At 65.4% G+C, this 24,820-nt stretch carries 25 protein-coding genes; 15 read left to right on the top strand and 10 right to left on the bottom strand.

The features are described 5' to 3' along the window. Complete coding sequence (locus tag AAG821_RS00995) at positions 1 to 273, bottom strand: hypothetical protein (RefSeq protein WP_341908887.1); 273 nt, start codon at positions 271 to 273, stop codon at positions 1 to 3. Positions 274 to 555: 282 nt separating this feature from the next. Between AAG821_RS00995 and AAG821_RS00990 the strand changes: the two genes are divergently transcribed. The 6 genes from AAG821_RS00990 to AAG821_RS00965 all read left to right on the top strand — a co-directional run bounded on the left by AAG821_RS00990 (position 556) and on the right by AAG821_RS00965 (position 5,538). Then, positions 556 to 1,176: a DUF938 domain-containing protein gene (locus tag AAG821_RS00990; protein ID WP_341908889.1), complete on the top strand. Its 621-nt coding sequence runs from the start codon at positions 556 to 558 to the stop codon at positions 1,174 to 1,176. A gap of 18 nt (positions 1,177 to 1,194) precedes the next feature. Then, positions 1,195 to 2,274 carry a metal-dependent hydrolase gene (locus tag AAG821_RS00985; RefSeq protein ID WP_341908890.1) on the top strand — a complete coding sequence of 360 codons (1,080 nt, stop codon included), beginning with the start codon at positions 1,195 to 1,197 and terminating at the stop codon, positions 2,272 to 2,274. Positions 2,275 to 2,560: 286 nt separating this feature from the next. Further along, on the top strand, positions 2,561 to 2,917 hold the full coding sequence (locus tag AAG821_RS00980; RefSeq protein ID WP_341908892.1) for a hypothetical protein: 357 nt from the start codon (positions 2,561 to 2,563) through the stop codon (positions 2,915 to 2,917). 189 nt (positions 2,918 to 3,106) lie between these two features. Further along, complete coding sequence (locus AAG821_RS00975; protein WP_341908893.1) at positions 3,107 to 3,349, top strand: hypothetical protein; 243 nt, start codon at positions 3,107 to 3,109, stop codon at positions 3,347 to 3,349. Positions 3,350 to 3,630: 281 nt separating this feature from the next. After that, positions 3,631 to 3,978: a hypothetical protein gene (locus tag AAG821_RS00970; RefSeq protein WP_341908896.1), complete on the top strand. Its 348-nt coding sequence runs from the start codon at positions 3,631 to 3,633 to the stop codon at positions 3,976 to 3,978. A 219-nt stretch (positions 3,979 to 4,197) separates the two neighbouring features. Further along, positions 4,198 to 5,538 carry a hemolysin family protein gene (locus tag AAG821_RS00965; RefSeq protein ID WP_341908898.1) on the top strand — a complete coding sequence of 447 codons (1,341 nt, stop codon included), beginning with the start codon at positions 4,198 to 4,200 and terminating at the stop codon, positions 5,536 to 5,538. A 532-nt stretch (positions 5,539 to 6,070) separates the two neighbouring features. Here AAG821_RS00965 and AAG821_RS00960 read toward each other — a convergent pair. From AAG821_RS00960 to AAG821_RS00920, 9 genes are all read right to left on the bottom strand, one after another. Further along, complete coding sequence (locus AAG821_RS00960; protein ID WP_341908900.1) at positions 6,071 to 7,306, bottom strand: EAL domain-containing response regulator; 1,236 nt, start codon at positions 7,304 to 7,306, stop codon at positions 6,071 to 6,073. A 49-nt stretch (positions 7,307 to 7,355) separates the two neighbouring features. Further along, the gene (locus AAG821_RS00955) at positions 7,356 to 8,096 is read right to left on the bottom strand and encodes a phosphatase PAP2 family protein (RefSeq protein WP_341908902.1); all 741 of its coding nucleotides are present in this window, start codon (positions 8,094 to 8,096) and stop codon (positions 7,356 to 7,358) included. A 156-nt stretch (positions 8,097 to 8,252) separates the two neighbouring features. Further along, entirely contained in the window at positions 8,253 to 8,867 is a 615-nt protein-coding gene (locus AAG821_RS00950) for a peroxidase-related enzyme (RefSeq protein ID WP_341908904.1), read from the bottom strand. Positions 8,868 to 8,893: 26 nt separating this feature from the next. Further along, on the bottom strand, positions 8,894 to 10,003 hold the full coding sequence (gene aroC / locus AAG821_RS00945) for a chorismate synthase (protein ID WP_341908906.1): 1,110 nt from the start codon (positions 10,001 to 10,003) through the stop codon (positions 8,894 to 8,896). 9 nt (positions 10,004 to 10,012) lie between these two features. After that, positions 10,013 to 10,858, bottom strand: a complete 846-nt coding sequence (gene fabI, locus AAG821_RS00940) for an enoyl-ACP reductase FabI (RefSeq protein ID WP_341908907.1) — start codon at positions 10,856 to 10,858, stop codon at positions 10,013 to 10,015. Positions 10,859 to 10,989: 131 nt separating this feature from the next. Further along, positions 10,990 to 12,294, bottom strand: a complete 1,305-nt coding sequence (locus AAG821_RS00935; protein ID WP_341908909.1) for a hypothetical protein — start codon at positions 12,292 to 12,294, stop codon at positions 10,990 to 10,992. A gap of 74 nt (positions 12,295 to 12,368) precedes the next feature. Further along, positions 12,369 to 12,740, bottom strand: coding sequence for a hypothetical protein (locus AAG821_RS00930; protein ID WP_341908911.1), 372 nt, complete (start codon positions 12,738 to 12,740; stop codon positions 12,369 to 12,371). A 167-nt stretch (positions 12,741 to 12,907) separates the two neighbouring features. Further along, positions 12,908 to 14,665 carry a cation:proton antiporter gene (locus AAG821_RS00925; protein WP_341908913.1) on the bottom strand — a complete coding sequence of 586 codons (1,758 nt, stop codon included), beginning with the start codon at positions 14,663 to 14,665 and terminating at the stop codon, positions 12,908 to 12,910. A gap of 71 nt (positions 14,666 to 14,736) precedes the next feature. After that, entirely contained in the window at positions 14,737 to 15,027 is a 291-nt protein-coding gene (locus AAG821_RS00920; RefSeq protein ID WP_341908915.1) for an SCP2 sterol-binding domain-containing protein, read from the bottom strand. Positions 15,028 to 15,200: 173 nt separating this feature from the next. On the opposite strand from AAG821_RS00920, the gene AAG821_RS00915 reads away from it, so the two are divergent. From AAG821_RS00915 to AAG821_RS00875, 9 genes are all read left to right on the top strand, one after another. Beyond that, a complete protein-coding gene (locus AAG821_RS00915; RefSeq protein ID WP_341908917.1) occupies positions 15,201 to 16,073 on the top strand; it encodes an SDR family oxidoreductase in 873 nt (290 codons plus the stop codon). Next, the gene (locus AAG821_RS00910; RefSeq protein ID WP_341908920.1) at positions 16,073 to 17,692 is read left to right on the top strand and encodes a carboxyl transferase domain-containing protein; all 1,620 of its coding nucleotides are present in this window, start codon (positions 16,073 to 16,075) and stop codon (positions 17,690 to 17,692) included. The genes AAG821_RS00915 and AAG821_RS00910 overlap by 1 nt, the downstream gene beginning before the upstream one ends. Before the next feature lie 15 nt (positions 17,693 to 17,707). Beyond that, a complete protein-coding gene (locus AAG821_RS00905) occupies positions 17,708 to 18,865 on the top strand; it encodes an acyl-CoA dehydrogenase family protein (RefSeq protein WP_341908922.1) in 1,158 nt (385 codons plus the stop codon). Between the two features lie 148 nt (positions 18,866 to 19,013). Beyond that, complete coding sequence (locus AAG821_RS00900; protein ID WP_341908924.1) at positions 19,014 to 20,975, top strand: acetyl-CoA carboxylase biotin carboxylase subunit; 1,962 nt, start codon at positions 19,014 to 19,016, stop codon at positions 20,973 to 20,975. A gap of 5 nt (positions 20,976 to 20,980) precedes the next feature. Continuing rightward, complete coding sequence (locus AAG821_RS00895; protein WP_341908926.1) at positions 20,981 to 21,517, top strand: GNAT family N-acetyltransferase; 537 nt, start codon at positions 20,981 to 20,983, stop codon at positions 21,515 to 21,517. Positions 21,518 to 21,519: 2 nt separating this feature from the next. Beyond that, positions 21,520 to 22,662, top strand: coding sequence for an acyl-CoA dehydrogenase family protein (locus AAG821_RS00890; RefSeq protein WP_341908928.1), 1,143 nt, complete (start codon positions 21,520 to 21,522; stop codon positions 22,660 to 22,662). Positions 22,663 to 22,664: 2 nt separating this feature from the next. Beyond that, on the top strand, positions 22,665 to 23,132 hold the full coding sequence (locus AAG821_RS00885) for a hypothetical protein (RefSeq protein WP_341908929.1): 468 nt from the start codon (positions 22,665 to 22,667) through the stop codon (positions 23,130 to 23,132). 88 nt (positions 23,133 to 23,220) lie between these two features. Beyond that, the gene (locus AAG821_RS00880; protein WP_341908930.1) at positions 23,221 to 23,550 is read left to right on the top strand and encodes a DHCW motif cupin fold protein; all 330 of its coding nucleotides are present in this window, start codon (positions 23,221 to 23,223) and stop codon (positions 23,548 to 23,550) included. Between the two features lie 43 nt (positions 23,551 to 23,593). After that, complete coding sequence (locus AAG821_RS00875) at positions 23,594 to 24,820, top strand: MFS transporter (RefSeq protein WP_341908932.1); 1,227 nt, start codon at positions 23,594 to 23,596, stop codon at positions 24,818 to 24,820.

Here is a 24,820-nt window from a genome sequence, read left to right as displayed (position 1 = left end):
TCACACCGCCCGTAACAGCACCTGGCCGGCGCCGGCACTCAGCCGGATCGCGCCCTCGCTGAGCCGCACGCGTTCCATCGCATTGTCGACCAGGCGGTCGTCGATGCTGGTTTCGCCGCGCGCGATCAGCGTGCGGGCGGCATCGCGGTTGACCGCCAGGCCGGCCAGCACCAGCAGCTCGGCCAGCGACACGCCTTCAGACAGATGCGATTTCTGCAGCGCAATCTGCGGGATTTCAGAAAGAGTGGATGGGGTATTGATCTGGGTATTCATGATGGTCTCCGGTGATGGCCAGGCTGTGTGTAGCCGGAAGGCCGGAGACCCGATGTAAACCTGCAAGCCGCCGACCTGGCGGCTGCAATGGTTCAGACAATAACCAGCGCGCCGCCCTTATGGGTGGTGATAAACCAATAATAATAGTTGGCCGCGTGGGTCATGGCCGGCACTCTAAGCCGGCCGCGCCGCGATCGTCAACGGCGGACTGGCGGTGGCGGGCGATTCCGTGATCGCGGCTACGGCGCTAGCCCTCGCGGTCTGTCGCGCTATCTTGGCGGCATGACGCCTGATCCCCGCCGGCATGCCCCGGCCACCCTGCGCAACCGCGAGGCCATCCTCGCCGTCATCAAAGATGTTCTGGCGCCCCAGGTGGCGCAGGGCGGCCTGCTGCTGGAACTCGCCAGCGGCAGCGGCGAGCATGCCGCTTTCATGGCGCCGCAGCTGGCGCCGCTGCAGTGGCAGCCCAGCGATTACGAGGCCGAAGCGCTGCCATCCATCGATGCCCATGCGCGCGACAGCGGCGCGGCGACGATCCGTCCCGCCCTGCAGCTGGATGTGACCGCGCGGCCCTGGCCGCTGGCCGCCTGCGATGCACTGCTCTGCTGCAACATGATCCATATCGCGCCCTGGGCGGCAGCCGAGGGGCTGTTTGCCGGGGCCGCCGCGATCATGCCTGCCGCGGCACCCTTGCTGCTCTACGGCCCGTTCCGTCGCGATGGCGCTCACACCGCGCCATCCAATGCCGATTTCGATGCCGGGCTGCAGCAGCGTGATCCGCGCTGGGGTGTACGCTGCCTCGATCACGAGGTGACACCGCTGGCGCAGGCGCAGGGTTTTGTGCAGGATCGCATCATCGCCATGCCGGCCAACAACCTGATCGTCCTCTTCCGCAAAACCTAACAAGGCCAGACCGCCGCCATGGACAGCATAACCCAGATCCTGTTCGGCGGCGTGGTGGCCGCTGCCGGCTTCCGCAGCCGTCTCGGCCGTCGCGCGGTGATCGCCGGCGGCGCGATTGCCACCTTGCCCGATCTCGATGTGCTGGCCGATCTGGTGGGTGAGCCATCCGTGATCGATATCTGGCTGCATCATCGCAGCATCACGCATTCCTTCCCGATCACGCTGGTGGCCGGTGCGGCGATTGGCGCGGCGATCTGGGCCGTCGAAAACCGCGGACGTGCTTCGCGGCAGGATGCGCAGCCAGAGACGCGCCGCACCGCATGGATGTGGCTCGGCGCGCTGAGTGCCGTTACGCATCCGGTGCTCGACCTGTTCACCAGCTATGGCACGCAGCTGCTGGCGCCGTTCAGCAGCGCGCGCTTTGCCATCAATGCGATGCCGATCATCGATCCGGTCTATTCTCTGCCGCTGCTGGCGGTGTTTCTGTTTGCCCTGCTGACGCGCCGTCATGTCGGCCTGGCTCAGCGCGCGGCGCAGCTGGCCCTGATTTACATCGGACTCTACACCACGGTGGCCTGGGGTGTCGGCCGGCATATGGAGGATCGTGCGCGCGAAGAGCTGCGGGCGATCAATCCCGGCGCTGCAGCCGCGGCGCGCATCGACGCCTATCCGGTGATCTTCCAGATTTTCTGGCGGCGCATCGTCGCCGATCTGCCCGATGAAATCCTGATCGGCTTTGCCTCGCCGTTTCGCGCTGCGCCGATCCAGTGGCATCGCACGCCGCGCCCCGATACCGTGCCGGTGCTGTCTGCCATCCAGGCCACGCATGAGGCGCGCGTGTTCCGCTGGTTCGCCGATGGCCGCGTGCACTGGCGCCTGCAGCCCGATGCGACACCGCAGAATGCCGGCGGCTTCATCCTCGAGGCGCGCGACTATCGCTACGGCCTGCCGGGCGACAGCATCCTGGGTTTCTGGGGCCTGCGGTTCCGCACCGATGCGCAAGGCCGCATGCTGCAGGCGCCGACACCGCTGGCCGAACGGCCACCGTTCAGCCGCGCCGGCCTGGCTGAATTGCGCGATGGCGTGCTGGGGCGGTGACGGCGGCAGCGATGCCGCAACGCCCTCTATTCAAATACGCCTCAAATAAACGCAAAGAACACACCGACTACCTCTAAATATAAAGTGAGCGATTGCAGCGGCTTACCAAGTAAAAGCCAAGCGCGGCCATAATAATAACCTATTGAATTATTTATATTTCTCGCTAATCCGGCGGCGAGGTCTATAGTCCACGCCATTCCGACATCGCATTTCGGGCACCGCCTTGCCGCCGGTACCTGCGCTTTTCCCATCCCGCCGCAGCCGGCTTGCGGCGCAGGAGTCCATCATGTCTTCCACCCACGATCTCAAGACCACCTGGCAGGATCGCCTTGCCGCGCAGTGGACTACGGTAAAGCCGCTCGCCATCATGCTCGTCATCGGCCTGATCGCCGGGCCGCTGATTTCCAACTATGTCGGCTGGCAGGTGACGCGTGGCAGTGCCGACCGCCAGAGCAACGCCAGCGCGGTCGACCAGCAGGCGATGATCTGCTCGGCGCAGGCCAAGCTGGAAAACGGCGATCCCGGCGCGCTCGACTGGTCGGCGCGGCGCGAACTGGCCGAGAAGCATGCCGTGATGCCGGGCCGCACCACCGCAGACAGCGGCGTGGTGAATGCCTGCATCAACAAGCTGATGGCGACCTAAGCACAGCTGCGCACGTACATTCGCCGGATATCGCTGTTTGCGGGGGGATTCGACAGCGGTATCCGGGCCGAATTCCCACCCTTTTGGGGGCGAAAGGGTATAGGATGCCGGCTTAACACGCCCGGCTCAGGCCGCCCGGTCCAGATTCATTCGTTCCGGCAGCCACAGCGCAGCAACAGGAGCCACCCCATGACAGCCCGCAGGATTCAAGCCGAGATCGATCGGCAGCGCGCGCAATTGCGCCAGGACGTGACCTTGCAGCGCCAGCAGGCCGCCGCCGATGCGGTGCGCGAAATCGAAGATGAACGCGACGCGGTGACCGCCAAGGTGATGCAGCTGCGCCAGCTGCGGCTGACCCGCGAGGCCACCCGCGCCGCGCGTGCAGCGCAACCTGCGGCACCGGCAGCCGCCGTCGCCGGCGACGGCGAATAAGACGCACCACGATCACAGCATAACAGGGTGTTGCCGCTGGACTTGCATGCGTCGGGCTGCAACACCATATATACACACATCGCCAATCCCTGCGCATAGCATGCGTGCCGTGTGCAGCCGCGTGCCGAGATCGCGGCCCGCCATTTTTCCTGACGTCGCACACTTGTGACGTCGCACCGCCGACCGCGTGCAACACCGACCGCGTGCAACACCGCGCGCACTATCCCCTTCGCCTTCGCCTGCACGGCGCGCTGGCACAGCATGACTGGAGACTCCCGCCCATGACGTCGCGTACCATCACCTCCGAAGACGCCCGCGCCCGCGCCGAACAGCGTTTCCAGAAAGCCTCGCAGCGCGAGCGCGAGGCCGAGGCCGCGCAGAAGGCTGATGCCGATCAGCGCAAGGCGGTTAACGCCAAGGTCGATCGCCTGCGCGCGATGCGACTGGCCAAGGAAGCCACCGCAGCAACGCCGCTGCAGGCCGAAGCCGATGCGCTGGCCAAACAGCAGCGCGCTGATCTGCTCGGCATTGCCAAGCCGGCGCCGCGCGCCAAGGCCGCGCCGCGCAAGCGCAAGTCCGCTGCCGAGGCGACCGAAGCCGAGAACGACCGCTATTCCGACGCGGACTGATCGTTACGCCGCCGGACCGTCGCGCATCCGGTTTTATGCACCGGATGGGCGGCAGTATCGGAATACCGTAAGCTCTAGCCGGGACAGGGCGCTTCCCCTATAGTGCCGCCGCTATGCCAGACCGACCTAGCGCGGGCCTTCCGCCCCAAGCCGGCCGCCACACCACATTCCGTGTCGCCGCTTTCATAACATTGCCATGTCAGCCCGCGCGGGGGACTCATGTCGCTCGCGCTTGAACTGCTGCTGATCGTGGCGCTCGTGCTGCTCAACGGCCTGCTGGCGATGTCCGAGCTTGCCGTCGTCTCCGCCCGCAAGGCGCGGCTGGAAGCCATCATTCGCAAGAAGAAGCGCGGCTGGCGCGGCGCACGCATGGCGCTGCAGCTCGGCACCGAACCGGGCCGCTTCCTCTCCGCCGTGCAGATCGGCATCACGCTCGTCGGCATTTTCGCCGGCGCCTATTCGGGCGCCACGCTGGCCGAACGGCTGGCCGCCTGGCTGATGGAAAACTTCGGCATCGATGCCACCATTGCCAGCCCGACCGCCTTTGCCGTGGTGGTCAGCTGCGTCACGTATCTGTCGCTGATCATCGGCGAGCTGGTGCCCAAGCAGCTGGCGCTGAAGAATCCCGAAGTGATCGCCGCCACCATGGCGCCGCTGCTGAACGCGCTGGCACGCATCGCCGCGCCGCTGGTCTGGCTGCTCGATGTGTCGTCGCAGCTGGTGCTGCGCCTGATTGGCGCCGGCGCCGGCAATAGCGATGCGGTGACCGAGGAAGAGATCCATCATCTGGTGGCGGAGGCCGAAAGTGCCGGCACCGTCGAGCCCGCCGAACGCCTGATGATCACCGCGGTGATGAAGCTGGGCGACCGCGCGGTGCGCAGCGTGATGACGCCGCGCCATGATCTCGACTGGCTCGATCTGTCGCTGCCGCATGAAGAACAGATGCTGCGCCTGCGCGAGACCACGCATCTGCTGCTGCCGGCGGCGCGCGGCTCGATCGATGAACCGCTCGGCAGCGTCAGCGTGAAAGACGTGCTCAACCAGCTGCTCGACAGCGGCCGCGACGGCCTGATGCAGGCCGGCATCGGCAGCTTCGTGCGCCCGGTGCCGGCGCTGCATGAAAGCGCCGACCTGCTGAGCGCGCTGTCGCTGCTGCAGAAATCGCCGGCCGGCATGGCTTTCGTGGTCGATGAATTCGGCAGCCTCGAAGGCGTGGTGACGGCAAACGACATTCTCGAAAGCATCGCCGGCAATTTCGCGCTGCCCGATGGCGAAACGCTGCCCGGCGCCGTGCAGCGCGAGGATGGCTCCTGGCTGCTCGATGGCCTGCTGGCGCGCGAGGAACTCGCCAGCCAGCTCGGCCTCAACCTGCCGGCCGAAGAAGACGACTATCACACCGTGGCCGGCTTCGTGCTGGCGCGCTTCGGCCGCCTGCCGGAGACCGGCGACTATGTCGAATGGCATGGCTGGCGCTTCGAGGTGGTCGACATGGATGGCCGCCGCATCGACAAGGTGCTGGCCCTGCCCCCGGTCACGCCCCATGCCGCGCATGATTCGTAGGATCTGAATCGCCGGCCGCCGGCGGAAACTTGCAGCGACGCGCGACGTTATGATCCGCAAGCGGAGTGATAGCCGCGCCCCGAGGCCCCGCTGCCTCTTATAAGGCTGCTCGAAAAAGGCACTTGTATGACAGGGGCTTATCGCCCCGGCGCGGCTCTCCCGCGGCCGGGCGGCGGCGCTTTGGACAAAAAAAGGGGCCGCATCAAAGATGCGGCCCAAGTCTAGGGAGGAAACGCCCGAGAAGGGCATGCAACAAACCGGAAGCTTGTTGCAACGCAAAAACTATAGAAAGACCGTGTGCAGCGCAAGAGGAAAAATGCGGCCAACTTGTCGCACCTTTAATATCAATGACTTGTGAAATTTTGTGATTCAGTCGCAGGCTTGCGAGAAAGATTGTTTGCCCACATTCCATTGTGCAGGCGCGAGAAGTTGAGAACTGTTGCGCCCGGAACACAGGCAGCCGATTCTCAGCCGTAATTTTAGGCAGTGATTTTATCCACAGAGGGGCGGCTGCAATGTCGGGCCGTCCGGATCAGTCCTTGCGGGTCAGCCAGGCGGCGATCCAGCCCGGCAGGGCCTCGGGCTTCAGCGGCGCCGAGACGAAATAGCCCTGGGCAACATCGCAGCCCTGCTCGGCGGCACAGTCCCAGTCGGCCCGGCTTTCGATGCCTTCGGCCACCGTGGTCATGCCCAGCTTGCGCGCCAGCCGCACCGACGAACTGACGATGGCGCGCGCGGCCTGATCCTGGGCCGCCATGCCGACGAACTGGCGGTCGATCTTCATTTCCTCGAAGGGGAAACGCTGCAGCTGCTCGAGCGAGGAATAGCCGGTGCCGAAATCGTCGATGGCGAGGTTGAAGCCCTTCAGCTTCAGCCGCGTCAGCACTTCCAGCGCGGCGGTCTGATCTTCGATCAGGCGGCTCTCGGTCACTTCCAGCACGATATCCAGCGGCTTGAGGCCGTGATCGCTCACGGCGGTGGCAATGCGCTGCGGCAGATCGAGCCGGGTGAGATTGGCGGTGGAGAGATTGACCGCCATCTGCAGCACCAGGCCTTCGGCGCGCCAGTGCGCGGCAGCGCGCAAAGCCTGGCCGAGGATCGCCTCGAACAGCGGCTCGGCCGCCGCGCCATTCTCGGCCAGCGGAATGAAATGCCCGGCGCCGATCACGCCGCGCTGCGGATGGCGCCAGCGCGCCAGCGCTTCGACACCCACCGGCTGGCGCGTTGCCATCGACACCTTGGGCTGCACCACGATCTCGATCTGGCCGAGCCGGATGCCATCCAGCAGTTCGGCCTCGCTCAGCGGTTCATCGGCATTGATGGTGGCGCGCGCGGCGCCGCCGGACAGCTGGCCGAGCAGGCGCAGGATGGCGGAATCGGTGAGCGGCTTTTCGACAAACCCGAGGATGTTGAGGTTATGGGCGCGCGCCAGGGTTTCGGCGGTGCGCAGCACGCGGGCGGATTCGGCACTGAACAGCGCGATCGGGCCTTCATAACTGCGTTCGGCCAGATGGCGCAGCACCTCGATGCCGTCCATGCCCGGCATATTGAGATCGAGCAGCATCAGATCGCAGGCGAGCTCTGCTGCATGCAGGCGGTCCAGCGCCTGCAGCGCGGTGGCGCCGTCGTCGCAGGTCTCGACGATGCCGATGCCCTGGGCGCGCAGCATGGCAGACGCCATGTCGCGCATCAGCTTCATGTCATCGACCACCAGCACACGCAGGCTGGCGGGGTCGATGATGGCGGGGTCGGATTCGGCGGCTGACACAGTGTTACTCTCAGGCGCCGCCGCCGCAGGGTCAAGCAAAACAGAAAGATCAGGGCTGAGCGCCGGTCGGCGATGCGCGTTCGACATCGCCCTCGATCCTGCCCTGGCGCTGCAGCAGCACCGCCAGGCTCCAGCAGCCGGCCGCCCAGGCACTGCCGATCATCCAGCCGCCCAGCACGTCGCTCGGCCAGTGCACGCCGAGATAGACGCGGCTGACGCCGACCAGCAGGGTGACGCTGACGGCCAGCAGCAGCAGGAAGGCCTTCAGCCGCGCGCGGCTTTCGCTGCGCGCCAGCAGGGCGGCAAGCGTCAGGTAGACGATGGCGGTCATCATCGCATGGCCGCTTGGGAAGCTGGCCGTGTAAACGGTCATGCCATGCGGCACCAGGTCGGGCCGGGGCCGCTCGAACCCGGCTTTCAGCAGGCTGGACATCAGCTGGCCGCCGGCGATGGCGAGGAAGACGAACACAGCCGTGCGCCGGCGGCGGCGCAGCAGCAGGTAGAGGCAGCAGGCAGCGGTGATGAAGGCGAGCGGCCCGGTGCCGCCAAAGGCGGTGACATCGCGCATCATCTCCTCCAGCCAGGCCGGGCCGAGCGGGTCGGAAATATCCTGCGGGTTGCGCAGGCGCAGCAGCAGCCGGCGGTCGGCATCGCCGGTGTCGCCTTCCAGCATTTCCTCGGCCAGCGCGACAAAGCCCCACAGCCCCAGCGCCGCAAGGCCGGGCAGCACCAGCAGCGGCAGCTCGAAGCGGCCGAGACGGGTAAGCGCGGTGCTGAGGATGGAGCGCATGGCTGTTATTATAAACGCTTGGTATCAGAAATCGTCGTCACCCTCGGGCTTGTCCCGAGGATCCATCCCGCCGTCATGGCATGCGGGATGGGGCAGATGGATCCCCGGCACAAGGCCGGGGATGACGGCTTTCTTATTGGTGGCGTGATGGCTCTCTCACCGGAAGGCGCCGTGATACTCGTCGTTGGGCTGCATCTCGATGGCGGCGGCCATGCGGTTGCTCATGTTGTAGAAGCTGACGGTGGCGGCGATGTCCCAGATGTCGCGGTCGCTCCAGCCGGCCTTGCGCAAAGCCTCGCGGTCGGCCTCCACCATCTTGGCCGGCGTCTCGGTCAGCTTGGCGACGAAATCCAGCGCCGCGCGGATCTTCGGCGCAAGATCGGCGGCGCGATAGTTCATCACCATCAGCTCGCCCAGTTTGGGGTCGCCGGAAATCTGCCGCACGGCGGCGCCATGGGCGGTGAGGCAGTAGAAGCAGTGGTTGATGCTGCTGACCACCACGGCGATCATCTCGCGCTCGAGCTTGGACAGGCCGCTCTCGCCCAGCATCAGCTCGTTGTACATCTCGGAAAAGGCGCGCAGCTTTTTCTGATCGAAGCTGTAGCTCAGCAGCACGTTGGGCACGAAGCCGATCTTCTCGTCGCACTTGGCGAAGTAGGCCTGCGTCGCCGGATCGAGCTTGTCGCGCGCCGGCACCGGAATTTTCAATGCATGTGCGCGGGTGGTTTTTTTCGGCGCGGTCTTCTTCGGGGCAGCTTTGGCTTTGGCCATGGGTTCCTCCTGGGCTGGAGGAAAGCCTAGCGCGGATCGAAGCCCTGTTTAAAGTCTCCGACCTGGCCGCGATGGCGCAGCAGGTGATCGACCAGCACCAATGCCAGCATGGCTTCGCCCACCGGCACGGCACGAATGCCGACGCAGGGATCGTGGCGGCCCTTGGTCATGATCTCGGTCTCGGTGCCGAACCGGTCGATGGTGGCCCGCGGCGAGAGGATCGACGAGGTGGGCTTCACCGCGAAACGCACCACGATCTCCTGGCCGGTGGAAATACCGCCGAGAATGCCGCCGGCCTGGTTCGACTGGAATTCGGCCGTGCCGCTCTTGAGCCGCATCTCGTCGGCATTGGCCTCGCCGCTTAACGCCGCAGCGGCAAAGCCGGCGCCGATCTCGACGCCTTTCACGGCATTGATGCTCATCATCGCCGCTGCCAGATCGGCATCCAGCTTGCCATAGATCGGCTCGCCGAGGCCGGCCGGAATGCCGCTGGCGCGCAGCTCGACCACGGCGCCGACGCTGGAACCCGCCTTGCGGATGCCGTCCAGATAGTCTTCCCAGTCCAGCGCCATCTTCGGGTCGGGGCACCAGAAGGGATTCTGCGTCACGCTATCCCAGCTCCAGGTGCTGCCGTCGATTTTCTTCTCGCCGATCTGCACCAGCGCGCCGCGGATCATCACCTGCGGGCCGAGCAGGGTCTTCAGCACCTGGCGCGCCACCGCACCGGCGGCAACACGCGCCGCGGTCTCGCGCGCCGAGCTGCGCCCGCCGCCGCGATAGTCGCGGATGCCGTATTTGCTCCAGTAGGTGTAGTCGGCATGGCCGGGGCGGAACTTGTCCTTGATCTCGCCGTAGTCCTTCGAGCGCTGGTCGACATTCTCGATCATCAGCATGATCGGCGTGCCGGTGGTCTGCCCCTCGAAGGTGCCGGACAGGATCTTCACCGAATCCGGTTCCTGGCGCTGCGTCACGAACCGCGAGGTGCCCGGCTTGCGCTTGTCCATCCAGTCCTGGATATCGGCCTCCGACAGCGCCACGCGCGGCGGCGCGCCGTCGATCACGCAGCCCAGCGCCGGCCCATGGCTTTCGCCCCAGGTGGTGACGCGGAAAAGCCGGCCGAAGCTGTTATCCGACATGACGTGTGCTTACTCGGCCTTCTTGCCGCCGAGCGAGAGCAGCAGATCGGCGACCTGGGCTGCCTGATCGACCGCCACCATGCCGACGCTGTGATAGCCGCTGTCGACATGATGCACTTCGCCGGTGACGCCGGAGCCCAGCTCGCTGAGCAGATACAGGCCGGCGCCGCCGACCTGCTCGATGCTGACATTGCGGCGCAGCGGCGCGTTCAGTTCGTTCCACTTCAGGATATAACGGAAGTCGCCGATGCCGCTGGCGGCCAGCGTCTTGATCGGACCGGCCGAGATGGCGTTGACGCGGATATTCTTGCGGCCGAGATCGGCGGCGAGATAGCGCACGGAGGCTTCCAGCGCGGCCTTGGCCACGCCCATCACATTGTAATGCGGCATCACGCGTTCGGCGCCGTAATAGGTGAGCGTGATGGCGGCACCGCCATCGGTCATCAGCTTTTCCGCGCGCTGCATCACGGCGGTGAAGCTGTAGCAGCTGACATTCATGGTGAGCGCGAAGTTGTCAAAGCTGGTGTCAATATAGCGACCCTTCAGCTCGTTCTTGTCGGAGAAGCCGATGGCATGCACCAGGAAATCGAGCTTGCCCCAGGCCTTCTCCAGCACGGCGAAGGTGGTGTCGATCGAAGCGGCATTGGTGACATCGCATTCCAGCACATGCTCGGCGCCGATGGTGCCGGCGAGCGGGCGCACGCGTTTTTCCAGCGCCTCGCCCTGATAGGTGAAGGCGAGTTCGGCGCCATGATCGTGCAGCGCCTTGGCGATGCCCCAGGCGAGCGAGCGGTCGTTGGCGACGCCCATGATCAGGCCACGCTTGCCATGCATGAGCGGTTGCGGTTGCGGCATGTAATCCCTCGGAAAACGGTGCGGGCGAGACGGCCGGCGCAGCCCCGAAGGCCCCCCGGCACGAAACACTGGCTGTGTTACGGGCCGGGAGAGTAACCGAAAGACCGGTTCAGGCCAAGTCAGCTAACCCATTACGGTGCATAGAAAATCGGCCCTTCATCGGGTTCCGGCCAGGGATCGTTGCGCGGGGCCGCTGCCCAGCCCTCATCCGCAGCCGCAATACGGCCGATGCCCTGCTGCAGTGACGCCAGGCCGAAATTCGCCTGGGCCTGATCCAGCGCATCGGCCGTCACCGGCCCCAGATCGCCGTCCACCAGGATCGGCCCGCTGCGATAGGGCTTGCGTGCGGCCTCATCGGCATCGGGCACGCGTTTGCCGGGCCAGAGCAGATCGTTCAGCCCGCGCTGCAGCCAGCCGGTGACGCGGCCCCAGGCGTCTTCGCCGCCGCCGAGTTTGTCGTGCCAGCGATCGAGCTGTGTGCCGAGGCCGGCGAGATCCTCGCGCCGCCGGCGTTCATCGGGGCCTTGTGCGGAGGAGTCCGGCAGGCTCTGGCGCGGCGCGCCGCGCTGCGGCCGGCCGGTGGCATCGGTCTCCTGCGGCGCATCGCCATAGAGATGGCGGTAGGTGTCGCTGACCAGCTTGAACGTCTCGTCATGGCGCGGATGCTGCGGTTTCAGATAGGCATCGCTCGCCTGCAAGGCATGCAGATCGCGCGCGCTCAGATCGCCGGGTTGCTTCTGCAGCGTGAACTCCAGCCAGCGCCGGGGCGGCGGCGGCAAGGTTGCGAGCCGCTCGGCAAACGATGCGGGCTGCTGCGGATCGCCGTGAAAGCCTTCGATTTCCATCAGTCCCTGCTGGGGCAGGTGTTTGCTGGCTTCGATGATTGTGTCGCGCAGGCGCTGGTCGCTGACCGGTTTCCAGTCTTTCTGCGCCCACTCTTTGATTTCATCGGATGGCAGTCCGGTGGGCACTCTCGCATCGGGCAAGCGGATGCCGGCGAGCAGTCCCCATGAGCCGCCGAAATCGGGCTGCAGCTCGGTGGGGAAATAGGCTTCCTTGGGAATGCCGCGCGCTTCGAAAACCTGCGCGTGGTAGTCCACGCTCTGCTGGCCGGTGATGCGGTGGTTGCCCTGCTCCTGCAGATTGCGGTCGCGCTGGGCCAGGTCGGCGGCGGCAACCGCGTTGCGGATTTCATCGCGCTCCGCCTCGGTCAGCGGCTTGCCGCGCAGGTCGCGGGCGAAACGCTCCAGCCGCGCATTGGCACTCTGGCCCAGTTCGCCGCGATTGGCGGCGGCATCGCCGGCAAGGCCGGCATACGGATCCTGTTTTTTCAGCGTGCTCCAATAGCCGTCGATATCGCCGGCCTTCAGACGGTCGCGCGCGCTGTCGAGCAGGGCCTGCTGCTCGCGGCGGGATGCGCTGGGTATGTAAACCATGGAAATCCCTTTCAATATGATCTTGTTATGTTCTTATTTGGCTTGAGAAATACCATTAGAATCGCCGCCAGCCGTCAGCCGACGATGGACCGTAAAAATGCGATCAGGATTGAGAAAAAGGCGATCAGGCCGATGGGCGAGATCATCAGGGCGGCAATCACGCCCAGCACGATCCAGTATTTTCGCCGCCGCTGTGGCGTCATGAAGTGATGGACGGCCCAGGCTGCGAGCCCGAACAACACCAGATAACCGGTGCCGCGCAGCACGTAATAAAGGAAAGCCTCACTTCCTTTATGGTCGACGAGCGTACTGCTGCCGAACTCAATGACAAAAATCGCGCAGAGTAGCAGCACGCCGCCCAGGCCAACGGCAAGGGCTCCTGCCACCAGCTGCATCAGTCGCTCGCTGGCGGGTGGACGGGGTTCGGATGCGGGGGAAGGCTGCATGAACACTATCTTAGTGATGCCTAGCTGAACTATAGCATCCTTAAGGATGCATTGTCAATACATAAGAGGAACTAAATAGGCAATTTTTCCTAAAATCTTAACCAAGCGCGTTCGGCCTATCGCTCGCCGCCTGCCATGGCATGGGCCGTCAGTGAAGCGATGTCCGTCTAGCGCGCCTTGTCTTCGGCCGCTTTGACCGCCGCCATGCGGATGCGCTCCAGGCGTTGCCGCACGGCATCATCGGGCAGCCCGGTCTGGTAGAGCGCCATGGCGCCCAGCTGCAGCGAGGCTTCCTCGGCTTCGGCCACCACATCGCTGGCGCCCAGCCGGCGCAGGTGATCGGCATGGGGAATGTCGCGGGCGCGGGCCAGGATCGGCAGAGCTGGCCAGCGGCTGCGGGCCGCGCTGACCAGATGACCGGCGGCGACCGGATCGTCCAGCGTCACCACCAGAGCCTGCGCCCGCGCCGCGCCCAGCCGGGTCAGTAATTCATCATGGCTGGCATCGCCGTAGTGCACCGGGCGGCCGGCGGCGCGTTCGCGCGCCACGGTGGTTGCGTCATGGTCCAGCGCCAGCCAGGGAATCGTCTCGGCATCCAGCACGCGCGCCACCGTCTGGCCGACACGGCCGAAACCGCAGATCAGAACATGGCCTTCCATGGCCTCATCGTCGTCGGCAATGCCGTGATCGCGGGTGGCATCATGGTGGCTGGCGGCGCGGGCCAGCCGCTGGCCCAGCTGCGCGGTCAGCGGCGTCAGCGCCATCGACAGCGACACCACCAGCAGCATGAACTGCGACACTTCAAGCTGCAGCAGGCCGAGCCGCTCGGCCAGGCCGACGACGACGAAAGCGAATTCGCCGCCCTGGCCGAGCAGCAGCGCCATTTCCAGCGCCACGGCGCGACCCTGGCCGAACAGCAGGGCCAGCAGGGCGATGATGCCGCCCTTGAGGACGAACAGGCCAATCACCGACAGGATCACCCAGCCGGCATGATCCAGCGCCACGCGCAGGTCGATGCCCATGCCGACCGACAGGAAGAACAGCCCGAGCAGCAGTCCCTTGAAGGGCTCGATGCTGACCTCGACCGCATGGCGGTATTCGCTTTCGGCCAGCAGCAGGCCGGCGAGGAAGGCGCCGAGCGCCATCGACAGGCCGGCCAGGCCGGTGGCTGCCGCCATGGCGATCACCACCAGCAGGGTCAGCGCCATGAACAGTTCCGGGCTTTTCGCCGCGCCGACCAGGCGATAGAGCGGTGCCAGCAGGTAGCGCCCGAACAGCATGATGCCGCCGATGGCGATGGCGGCGCCGAGCAGGGTTTCGCCCAGCTGCGGCAGCAGTGCGGCGCCGCCCGCACCCTGGCCGGCGGCGGCAAGAAACCCCAGCAGCAGCAGGATCGGCACCACGGTGAGATCCTGCATCAGCAGCGTGGCGAAGCTGGCGCGGCCGAGCGCCGTGCCGCTGCGGCGCTTCTCGACCAGCAATTGCATGACAATGGCGGTGGAACTCAGCGCCAGGCAGCTGCCCAGCACGATGGCGGCCGGCAGGGCGTTGCCAAACAGCAAAGCGATGCCGGCAATCGCCGCCGCGGTCAGCGCGATCTGCGCCAGGCCGAGGCCGAAGACCAGGCGGCGCAACTGCCACAGCCGGTCGAGCGACAGGTCGAGGCCGATGGTGAAGAGCAGGAACATGACGCCGAACTCGGCGATCAGCCGCACACCGTCGATATCGCCGATGGTGACATAGGCCAGTGCCGGCAGCCGGTCGGCAAACAGCGTGAGGCCGAAGGGTCCGATGGCCAGCCCGACCACCAGGAATCCCAGCACCGGACTGAGGCGCAGGCGATGGAACACCGGCACGACAATGCCGGCGGCGACCAGAAACACCACCAGCTCGCGGAAATACGGAATCGTCTCGTTATGCTCCATGCCGCAGGATCGCGGCTGGAGGCGATGGTTGCAAGCCTACCGCTAACGACAGCGGCTTATTACAGCGAAACTCAGCCCAGGATCGACTGCAGCTTCATCGCCACGCCCATATTGCCCTTGACCTTCAGCTTGCCCATCATGAAAGCCGTGGTGGGATCGAGGTCGCCGCTGGCGAGCGCGGTGAAATTGGCCATCGAGATGGTGATGGTGCAATCGGCCTCACCGTCTTCGTTGGTCACGGTGCCGGCGTTGCCGTCGACGAAGATCAGGCCGTCATCGCCGAAATCGAACTTCACCGTGGCATCCACGGCGCCGGGCTTCACACGCTGGCTCATCTGCTGGGTGATCTGGTCGAGCGACATCTCGGGCTCCCGGTTGATTTCACGACACTGCGGCGAATTGACGTAACGTCAGGCGCCATGCGGGTTTTTCGCACCCTATATTGACGCTTACGTTAGCGTCAAGTAGCGTTCAGACACGATAAAATACAACGCAACGGCCCACCATAGAGCCGTGCAGGGAGAGAAACAGTCCGATGCCCTATCGCTCGGTCTTCCGCGATGCCGTCTTTGCCGGCCAGGTCGTCATGGTCACCGGCGGCGGCTCGGGCATCGGCCGCTGCACCGCCCATGAACTGGCCGCCCTGGGCGCGAAACTGGTGCTGGTCGGCCGCAAGATCGAAAAGCTGCAGGCGGTGGCCGAAGAACTGCGGGCCGATAATCCGGGCGCGGAGGTCGAGTGCCTGAGCTGTGATATCCGCGAGGAGGAGCGCGTCGCTGATACGGTGAAGGCGGCGCTCGCCCGCTTCGGCCGCATCGACGGGCTGGTCAACAATGCCGGCGGGCAGTTTCCCGCACCCTTGAGCCAGATCAGCCAGAAGGGCTGGGACGCCGTGGTGCGCAACAATCTCACCGGCGGCTTTCTGGTGGCGCGCGAATGCTACACCCAGTGGATGGCCGATCACGGCGGCAGCATCGTCAATATCGTCGCCGATATGTGGATGGGCATGCCCAATATGGGCCATTCGGGCGCGGCTCGGGCCGGCATGGTGAATTTCACCGAGACGGCGGCCACGGAATGGGGCGTGTCGGGCGTGCGGGTCAATGCCGTGGCACCGGGCTGGATCGCGTCCAGCGGCATGGACACCTATCCGGACTGGATGAAGCCGCTGATCCGCGACATGCGCAACCATGTGCCGATGCAGCGGCTGGGCAACGAGGCGGAAGTCTCGGCCGCCATCGTCTTCCTGTTGTCGCCGGGCGCCAGCTTCATCAGCGGCACGACCCTGCGCGTCGATGCCGCGGTGCCGAATGCGCGCCGGCATTATCCGCTGCCCAAGCATAATAACGCGCCGAAGCCCTTCGATGGCTTCCACCGCGCCGTGACGCCGAAAGTGCTGGAGGACTGATGGCCGTCTGGCGCTCGCAGATCGACACCGGCTCCGACGCCTACCGGCAGAACCGCGCCGATATGCTGATGCTTGTGGAGAGCTTCAGGACACTTGAACAGCGCGTGCGCGATACCTCCAATGCGCGCCGGCCGGTGTTCGAGAAACGCGGCCAGATCACGCCGCGCGACCGCATCGCGCATCTGCTGGATCGCGGCGCGGCATTTCTGGAAATCTCGACGCTCTGCGGCTACCAGATGCACGATGATGACGGCGCCGAGAATATCATGGGTGGCGGCTTCATCGCCGGCATCGGCTCCATTGCCGGTATCCGCTGCCTGATCACGGCCTCTGACTCCGGCATCAAGGGCGGTACGATCGCGCCGATGGGCCTGCGCAAATCCTTGCGCGCGCAGGAGATCGCCTATCGCAACAAGCTGCCGGTGGTGAACCTGGTGGAATCCGGCGGCGCCAATCTCAACTACCAGGCCGAGATCTTTGTCGATGGCGGACGCGGCTTTGCCAACCAGGCGCGGCTCTCGGCCGCCGGCATTCCGCAGATTACCGTGGTGCATGGCTCCAGTACCGCCGGCGGCGCCTATATCCCGGGCATGAGCGATTATGTCGTGGTGGTGAAAGGGCGCGCGAAAATCTTCCTCGCCGGCCCGCCGCTGCTGAAATCCGCCACCGGCGAGATCGCCACCGATGAAGAGCTTGGCGGCGCCGAGATGCACACCACCGTTTCCGGCGTGGCCGAATTCATGGCGGAAGACGACGCCGACGGCTTGCGCATCGCCCGCGAGATCATGACGCGCCTGCCGTGGACCGAGCGCGGGCCGCAGCTGCAGAAGAAGGCGTGGTCTGCGCCGGCCTACGATATCGACGAGCTGTGCGGCATCGTGCCGGTAGATTACCGCAAGCCCTATGATGTGCGCGAGGTGATGGCGCGGCTGTCGGATGCCAGCGACCTGACCGATTTCAAGGCCCTGTACGGCGCGCATACCGTCTGTGTGCAGGCGAGCATCGAGGGCGAGGCGGTCGGCCTGATCGGCAACAATGGCCCGATCGATACCGAGGGTGCGGTGAAAGCCGCGCAGTTCATCCAGCTCTGCGACCAGGCCGACATGCCGATCGTGTTCCTGCAGAACACCACTGGCTACATGGTGGGGAAAGACGCCGAGCGCGGCGGCATCGTCAAGCACGGCTCCAAGATGATCCAGGCAGTGACCAATGCCCGCATGCCCAAGCTGACGCTGCATATCGGCGCCAGCTTTGGCGCCGGCAATTACGGCATGTGCGGCCGCGCCTATGATCCGCGGTTCATCTTTGCCTGGCCCAACAACCGCATCGCCGTGATGGGGCCGGATCAGGCGGCCGGCGTGCTGGCCATTGTGGCGGAGGAAAAATTCCGCCGTGCCGGGGCCGAGCCGGATATGGCCGCACTGGACAAGATGAAGGCCAAGGTGGTGGCCAAGATGGAAGCCGAGAGCACCGCCTATTTCGCCACCGCGCGGCTGTGGGACGACGGGCTGATCGATCCGCGCGACAGCCGCCGCGTGCTGGCGCTGTGCCTTGATGTCTGCCGGATGGCAGATGCGCGCGAAACCAAGAGCAATGCCTTCGGCATTGCCCGCATGTGACAAGGAGACTGCGCCATGGAATTCACCCAGGAACATGACGGCCTGCGCCGCAACCTGATCAAGTTCATCGACGCGGAAATCAATCCGCATGTCGATGACTGGGAGCGCGACGGCATCTTCCCGGCCCATGAGCTCTTCAAGAAGATGGGCAATCTCGGCTTCCTCGGCATCAACAAGCCGGTGGAATATGGCGGGCTTGGCCTCGATTACTCCTACCAGATGGTGATGATCGAGGCGCTGGGCCATATCAACTGCGGTGGCGTGCCGATGGGCATTGGTGTGCAGACCGATATGGGCACGCCGGCCCTCAGCCGCTTCGGCTCCGACGAGTTGCGCAAGGAATTCCTCGCACCGGCCATTGCCGGCGACCAGGTGGTCTGCCTCGGCGTGTCGGAGGTCGGCGCCGGCTCCGATGTCGCCGGCATCAAGACCACGGCCAAGAAGGACGGCGGCGATTACGTCATCAACGGCGGCAAGATGTGGACCACCAACGGCACCCAGGCCGACTGGATGTGCCTGCTGGCCAATACCGGCGAAGGCCCGATCCACCAGAACAAGTCGCTGCTCTGCGTGCCGATGAAGACCAAGGGCGTGCAGATCGCGCGCAAGCTCGACAAGATGGGCATGCGCTGCTCCGATACCGCGCAGGTCTATCTCGATGACGTGCGCATCCCGCAGCGCTACCTGATCGGCCAGGAAGGCCAGGGCTTCGTCTACCAGATGCAGCAGTTCCAGGAAGAGCGGCTGTGGTGCGCCTTCTCGTCGCTGATGGCGTTTGACCGCCATATCGACGAGACGATTGAGTATACCCGCCAGCGCAAGGCCTTCGGGCAGTCGATCCTCGACAATCAGGTGGTGCATTTCCGCCTGGCCGAGCTGCGCACCGAGGTGGAGCTGCTGCGCTCGATCAGCTATCGCGCCGCCGACCTGATGCTGAAAGGCGAGGATGTCACCATGCTGGCCTCGATGGCCAAGCTGAAGGCCGGCCGGCTGGCGCGCGAGATCACCGATGCCTGCCTGCAGTATTTCGGCGGCATGGGCTTCATGAACGAGACGCCGATCAGCCGCGCCTATCGCGACAGCCGGCTGGCCTCCATTGGTGGCGGTGCCGACGAGGTGATGCTGGGCATCATCTCGAAATACATGGGCATCCTGCCGGGCAAGCGGAAATAGGCCGCGAGAGGATGGATAGAGCGTTTCACATAAACCGTCATCCTCGGCCTTGTGCCGAGGATCCATCTGCGCGTTCCGATGCGCGGATAGTTGGGATGGACCCTCGGGACAAGCCCGAGGGTGACGATCTTTGGTTGGACCAAGTATAGTGAAACCATTCACCACCATCCTGATCGCCAATCGCGGCGAGATCGCCTGCCGGGTGATCCGCTCGGCGCAGGCGCTCGGCTACCGCACGGTGGCGGTGTATTCCGAGGCCGATGCCGGCGCGCTGCATACCCAGCTGGCCGACAAGGCCATCTGCATCGGCCCGGCCGAGGCAAAGCAGAGCTATCTCAGCATTCCTGCCGTGATCGCAGCAGCGAAAATCGCCGGGGCCGATGCGGTGCATCCGGGCTATGGCTTCCTGTCGGAGAATGCGGACTTCGCGCAGGCCTGCGCCGATGCCGGGCTGGTCTTCATCGGGCCGCCAAGCGCTGCCATCGCCGCCATGGGCAACAAGGCGGCTGCCAAGCAGCGCATGATCGCGGCGAATGTGCCCTGCGTACCGGGTTATCAGGGTGCCGACCAGGCAGATGCCACGCTGATCCGCGAGGCCGAGAAGATCGGCCTGCCGGTGATGGTGAAGGCGGCGGCCGGCGGTGGCGGCCGTGGCATGCGGCTGGTGACGGATGCCGCCGCTCTGCCCGATGCGATCCGCACCGCACGCGCCGAGGCCGAGAATGCCTTCGGCTCGGGTGAGCTGATCCTGGAAAAGGCGATCACCGGTGCGCGTCATATCGAGATCCAGGTGTTTGCCGATCAGGCCGGCAACACCATCCATCTGGGGGAGCGCGACTGCAGCGTGCAGCGCCGGCACCAGAAGGTGATCGAAGAGGCGCCCTCGCCGGCGGTGGATGCTGGCCTGCGCGCCAGGATGGGTGCGGCCGCCGTGGCAGCGGCGAAAGCGATTTCCTATGTCGGTGCCGGCACGGTGGAATTCCTGCTCGATGGCGATGGCCGCAGTTTCTATTTCCTGGAAATGAATACCCGCCTGCAGGTCGAGCATCCGGTGACCGAGGCGATCACCGGCCTTGATCTGGTGGCGCTGCAGATTCGCGTGGCAGCTGGTGAATCCCTGCCGCTGGCGCAGGATGATGTGGCGCTGCACGGCCATGCCATCGAGGTGCGGCTCTATGCCGAGGCGCCGGCGCAGAATTTTCTGCCGCAATCCGGCAGGCTGGCCCTGTGGTCGCCGCCAGGCGGCATCCGCGTCGATCATGGCCTGCACCATCGCGACCAGGCGATCACGCCGTTTTACGATCCGATGATCGCCAAGCTGATCAGCCATGGCGCAACGCGCGACGAGGCGCGGCGCCGGCTGATCGCCGCGCTGGAGTCGACTGCGGCACTGGGCATCGAGACCAACCGTGCCTTCCTGATCGACCTGCTGTCGCACCCGGACTTTGCCGCCGGCAAAGCCACCACGGCTTTCATCCCGCAGCATTTCGCTGCGGTCGCGGCCCCTGCCGCCGATCCCGTGCTGCAGGGCATCGCTGCGCTCCTGTGGTTCGAGCAGGGCGCGGCGCGCTTCGGCCATGATCCGGCGCGCAGCTGGTATTCCGGCGGCAGTTTCAGCTGGCCGGTCAAGCTTGGCATCGGTGACAGCCGCATGACACTGTCGGTCACGGTGACCGGCGCCAACCGCTATCGCATCAATGATGCGGACTATAGTGTCACCGCGCGCGGCGAAAACCGGCTGCGTGTCGCGGTCGGTGGCATCGAGCAGGATGTGGTCTACGCCTTTGCCGGCGACCTGCTGCATCTGGCCTGCGGTGCACGGGATCTCAGTGCGGTTGATCTGACCTGGGCGCCGCCGGCCGAAGCGGAAGGTGCGGCCGAGCGCGAGCTGCGTGCACCGATGAATGGCAAGATCGTTGCCGTGCTGGCCGCTGTCGGCGATCAGGTCCGCAAGGGCCAGCGCCTGGTGGTGATGGAGGCGATGAAGATGCAGCATGAAATGGTGGCCCGCGTCGATGCCACGGTAGACAGCCTGCCGGTCCGGGTCGGCGACCAGGTGGCGACGCGCCAGCTGCTGGCGGCGTTGACGCCCGCGGTGGCGGCGGAGTGAATACGATGAGCGAAAAGCCGACCGCCATCCTGCGCCCGATCACCGAGGCCGATGCCGAGGGCTATCGCGCCTGTCTTGATCGCGTGGCGGCCGAGCGGCGCTATCTGGCGTTCACTGCCGCACCGGCGCTCTCGGAAGTGAAATTCTATCTCAAGGCCATGCTGCAGCGCGGCCTGCCCTTCATTGTCGCGGTCGATCCGCAGGGCCAGGTGGTGGGCTGGTGCAACATCCATGTGCAGCCACAGACGCCGCATCGCAACGGCTTTGCCCATGTCGGCACTGTCGGCATGGGGCTGGATGCCGCCTGGCGCGGCCAGGGCCTGGGGCGGCTGATGCTGCAGACGGTGTTCGACACGGCCGGCCGTGTCGGCATCGAACGGGTCGAGCTGCAGGTCTATGCCAGCAATGAATCGGCCGTGAAGCTGTATCGCAAATTCGGCTTCGTCACCGAGGGCGTGAAAAGCCGGGCGCGCAAGCTGGATGGCGAATACGACGACATCATCATGATGGCGCGGCTGCGCCCGCCGCAGAATGGTGTCTGAGCATGCTCGGCGCCTCGCCTTATTACACCCCCGATCATGAGGCTTTCCGCGACCAGCTGCGCCGTTTCGTGGCGAAAGAGATCGCGCCCTTTGCCGACCAGTGGGACGAGGCTGGTGAATTCCCGCGCGACCTCTACAGGAAGGCGGCGGCCATCGGCCTGCTGCAGCTGAATTTCCCGGAGGAAGTCGGCGGCGTGCCGGCGGATCGCTTCTACGGCATCATTGCCGGCCAGGAGCTGGCGCGCGGCGGCTCTGGCGGTGTGGCCGCCTCGCTGATGAGCCACACCATCGGCTGCCCGCCCATCGCCAAGCTGGGGTCTGACCATCTCAAGCGCAAGGTGCTGCCCGGCGTGCTGAGCGGCGAGAAGATCGCGGCCCTGGCCATCACCGAACCGGGCGGTGGTTCCGATGTGGCGAATCTCAAGACCACGGCCAAGCGCGACGGTAACGACTATATTGTGCGCGGCGAGAAGACTTTCATCACCTCTGGCATGCGCGCCGATTACTACACGGTCGCGGTGCGCACCGGCGGGCCGGGCATGGCCGGCGTGTCGCTGCTGCTGATCGAACGCGACACCCCGGGCTTCACCCGCACGTCGCTGAAAAAGATGGGCTGGTGGGCATCCGATACCGCGACGCTGCATTTCGACGATTGCCGCGTGCCGGCGGAGAACCTGATCGGCGAGGAGAATGCCGGCTTCCGCGGCATCATGCTGAATTTCAACGACGAGCGGCTGGGCCTCTCGGCCTCGGCCATCGGCTTCGCCCAGGTGGCTTATGAAGATGCGCTGGCCTATGCGCAGCTGCGCGAAACCTTCGGCAAGCCGCTGATCCGCCACCAGGTGATCCGCCACAAGCTGGTCGACATGGCGCAGCGCATCGAAGCCAGCCAGGCGTTACTGGAGCGCATAGCATGGGCTTTGGACAACGGCGAGAGCCCGATTGCCGCGCTCTGCCTGCTGAAGAACCAGGCGACGCAGACCATGGCGTTTTGCGCCTCCGAAGCCGTGCAGATTTTCGGCGGCGCCGGCTTCATGCGCGGCGCGCGCGTCGAGCGCATCTACCGCGAGGTGAAGGTGAATGCGATTGGCGGCGGCGCCGAGGAGATCATGAAGGATCTCGCCAGCCGCCAGCTGGGCTGGTAGCGATGGATGACCTGCTGCTGGCCCGCCTTCTGCATGTGCTGGCCATCATCGTCTGGTTCGGCGGCATCGCCTTCGTGACCTTCGTGGTGCTGCCGCAGGCCCGCCGCCTGCCGGCCCCGGCCCGACTGGCGCTGTTTGAAAGCATGGAGAAGCCGTTCGGCGAGATCGCACGCTGGGCCGTGGTCATCGCCGGGGCCAGCGGCTTCTGGCTGCTGTGGCGGCTCGATCTGTGGCATCGCTTCACCATGGAGTATCTCGCCACCTATTGGTGGATGCAGGCGATGGCGGTGCTGTGGCTGCTGTTCGTTTTCGTGCTGTTTGTGCTTGAACCGCTATGGCTGCATCGCGCCTTCCGGCGCTGGGCCGCGCGCGATTCCGATGCGACTTTTGCCTGGGCCTGGCGGCTGCACCTGGTCCTGCTGTTGGCCGGCACCATCACCATCGGCGGCGCGGTTTTCGGCGCGCATTAGGCCGCGATATTGTCGCCTGACAATTCCGCGCTGGATTTGCGTGGAATCCGGGCCTAGAAGCGGATGGATTTCAGGAGCCCGTACCATCATGCAGATGAGCAACATTCCCTTCGGCACCACCGACTGGTCGAAGATCGAGCCGACCCAGCACAAGGGCGAGACCGGCAGCGCCACCTGGCGCACGCAGACCTTCGGCGGCATCCGGGTGCGCCGCGTCGACTACACGCCGGGCTATCTGGCCGACCACTGGTGCGTGAAGGGCCATATCCTGTTCGTGCTGGAGGGCGAGCTGATCACCGAGCTGGAAGACGGCCGCGAATTCGTCATGACCGCCGGGCAGTCGTATCAGGTGGCCGACAATGCCGAACCGCATCGCTCGCGGACCAGCACGGGTGCCAAGCTGTTCATTGTCGACTAAGCTGCAAGAATAAGAAAAGACCCGCCACCCTGGAGGACTGCCCGTGACCGAGAGCCGCGTCGATTCCGGATATGCCTGGGTCAGGCTGGCGGCTGCCATGGTGATCGGCACCATCGGCGGGGTGGGCATGTGGTCGCCGGTGGTGGTGGTGCCGGCGGTTCAGGCCGAGTTCGGCATTGCCCGTGCCGATGCGGCGCTGCCGTATACGCTCACCATGATCGGCTTCGTTTTCGGCACCGTGCTGATGGGCCGGCTGGCCGACAAGCGCGGCATCACCACGCCTTTGCTGATCGCCACCGTCGTGATGGCGGCCGGCTATGCCGCCGCCGCCTTTGCCACCAATGTGTGGATCTTCGCCATCATCTCCGGCGTCGCCATCGCCATGCTGGGCAGTGCGGCGCTGTTCGCGCCGCTGCTGGCCGATACCTCGCTGTGGTTCGAGAAGCGGCGTGGCCTGGCCATCGCGCTCTGTGCCTCGGGCAATTATGTCGCCGGCACGATCTGGCCGCCGGTGCTGGAGCATTTCATTGCTGAGGTCGGCTGGCGCCAGACGCATCTTTATACGGGCCTGTTCTGCCTGGTCACCATGCTGCCGCTGGCGCTGATCCTGCGGCCGAAACCGCCGCTGCTGAAACCCGCCACCGAGGCCGCTGCCGCCGCCGGCTTCGTGCGGCCGCTCGGCCTGCATCCGAATGCCATCCAGGCCTGCATCGTCATCATGGGGCTGTGCTGCTGCGTCGCCATGTCGATGCCGCAGGTGCATATCGTCGCCTACTGCGTCGATCTCGGTTATGGCCCGGCGCGCGGCGCCGAGATGCTGTCCTTGATGCTCGGCTTCGGCATCGTCAGCCGGCTGGCGTCAGGTTACATCCTCGACCGCATCGGCGGGCTGAAAACGCTGCTGCTGGGATCGACCCTGCAGATGCTGGCGCTGGCGCTCTACCTGCCCTTCGACGGGCTGATGTCGCTCTATATCATCTCGGCGATTTTCGGCCTGGTGCAGGGCGGCATCGTGCCCAGCTATGCCTTCATCGTGCGCGAGCTGTTCCCCGCTGGCCAGGCGGGCTTCCGCGTCAGCCTGGCGATTTCATCCACGCTGGCCGGCATGGCGCTGGGTGGCTGGATGTCGGGCAAAATCTATGATCTCACCGGCTCGTATCAGGCCGCCCTGCTGAACGGCATCGCCTTCAACCTGGTGAATGTGCTGATCGCCTTCTGGCTGCTGACGCGGCAGAGCGGCCAGCGCCGGCTGAGCGCCGCAACAGCTTAA

The organism is Ferrovibrio terrae (assembly GCF_943372915.1).
GTDB lineage: Bacteria > Pseudomonadota > Alphaproteobacteria > Ferrovibrionales > Ferrovibrionaceae > Ferrovibrio > Ferrovibrio terrae_A.
The sequence above is the reverse complement of the archived record's forward strand: the minus strand, read 5'-3'. Positions and strand labels throughout refer to the sequence as shown.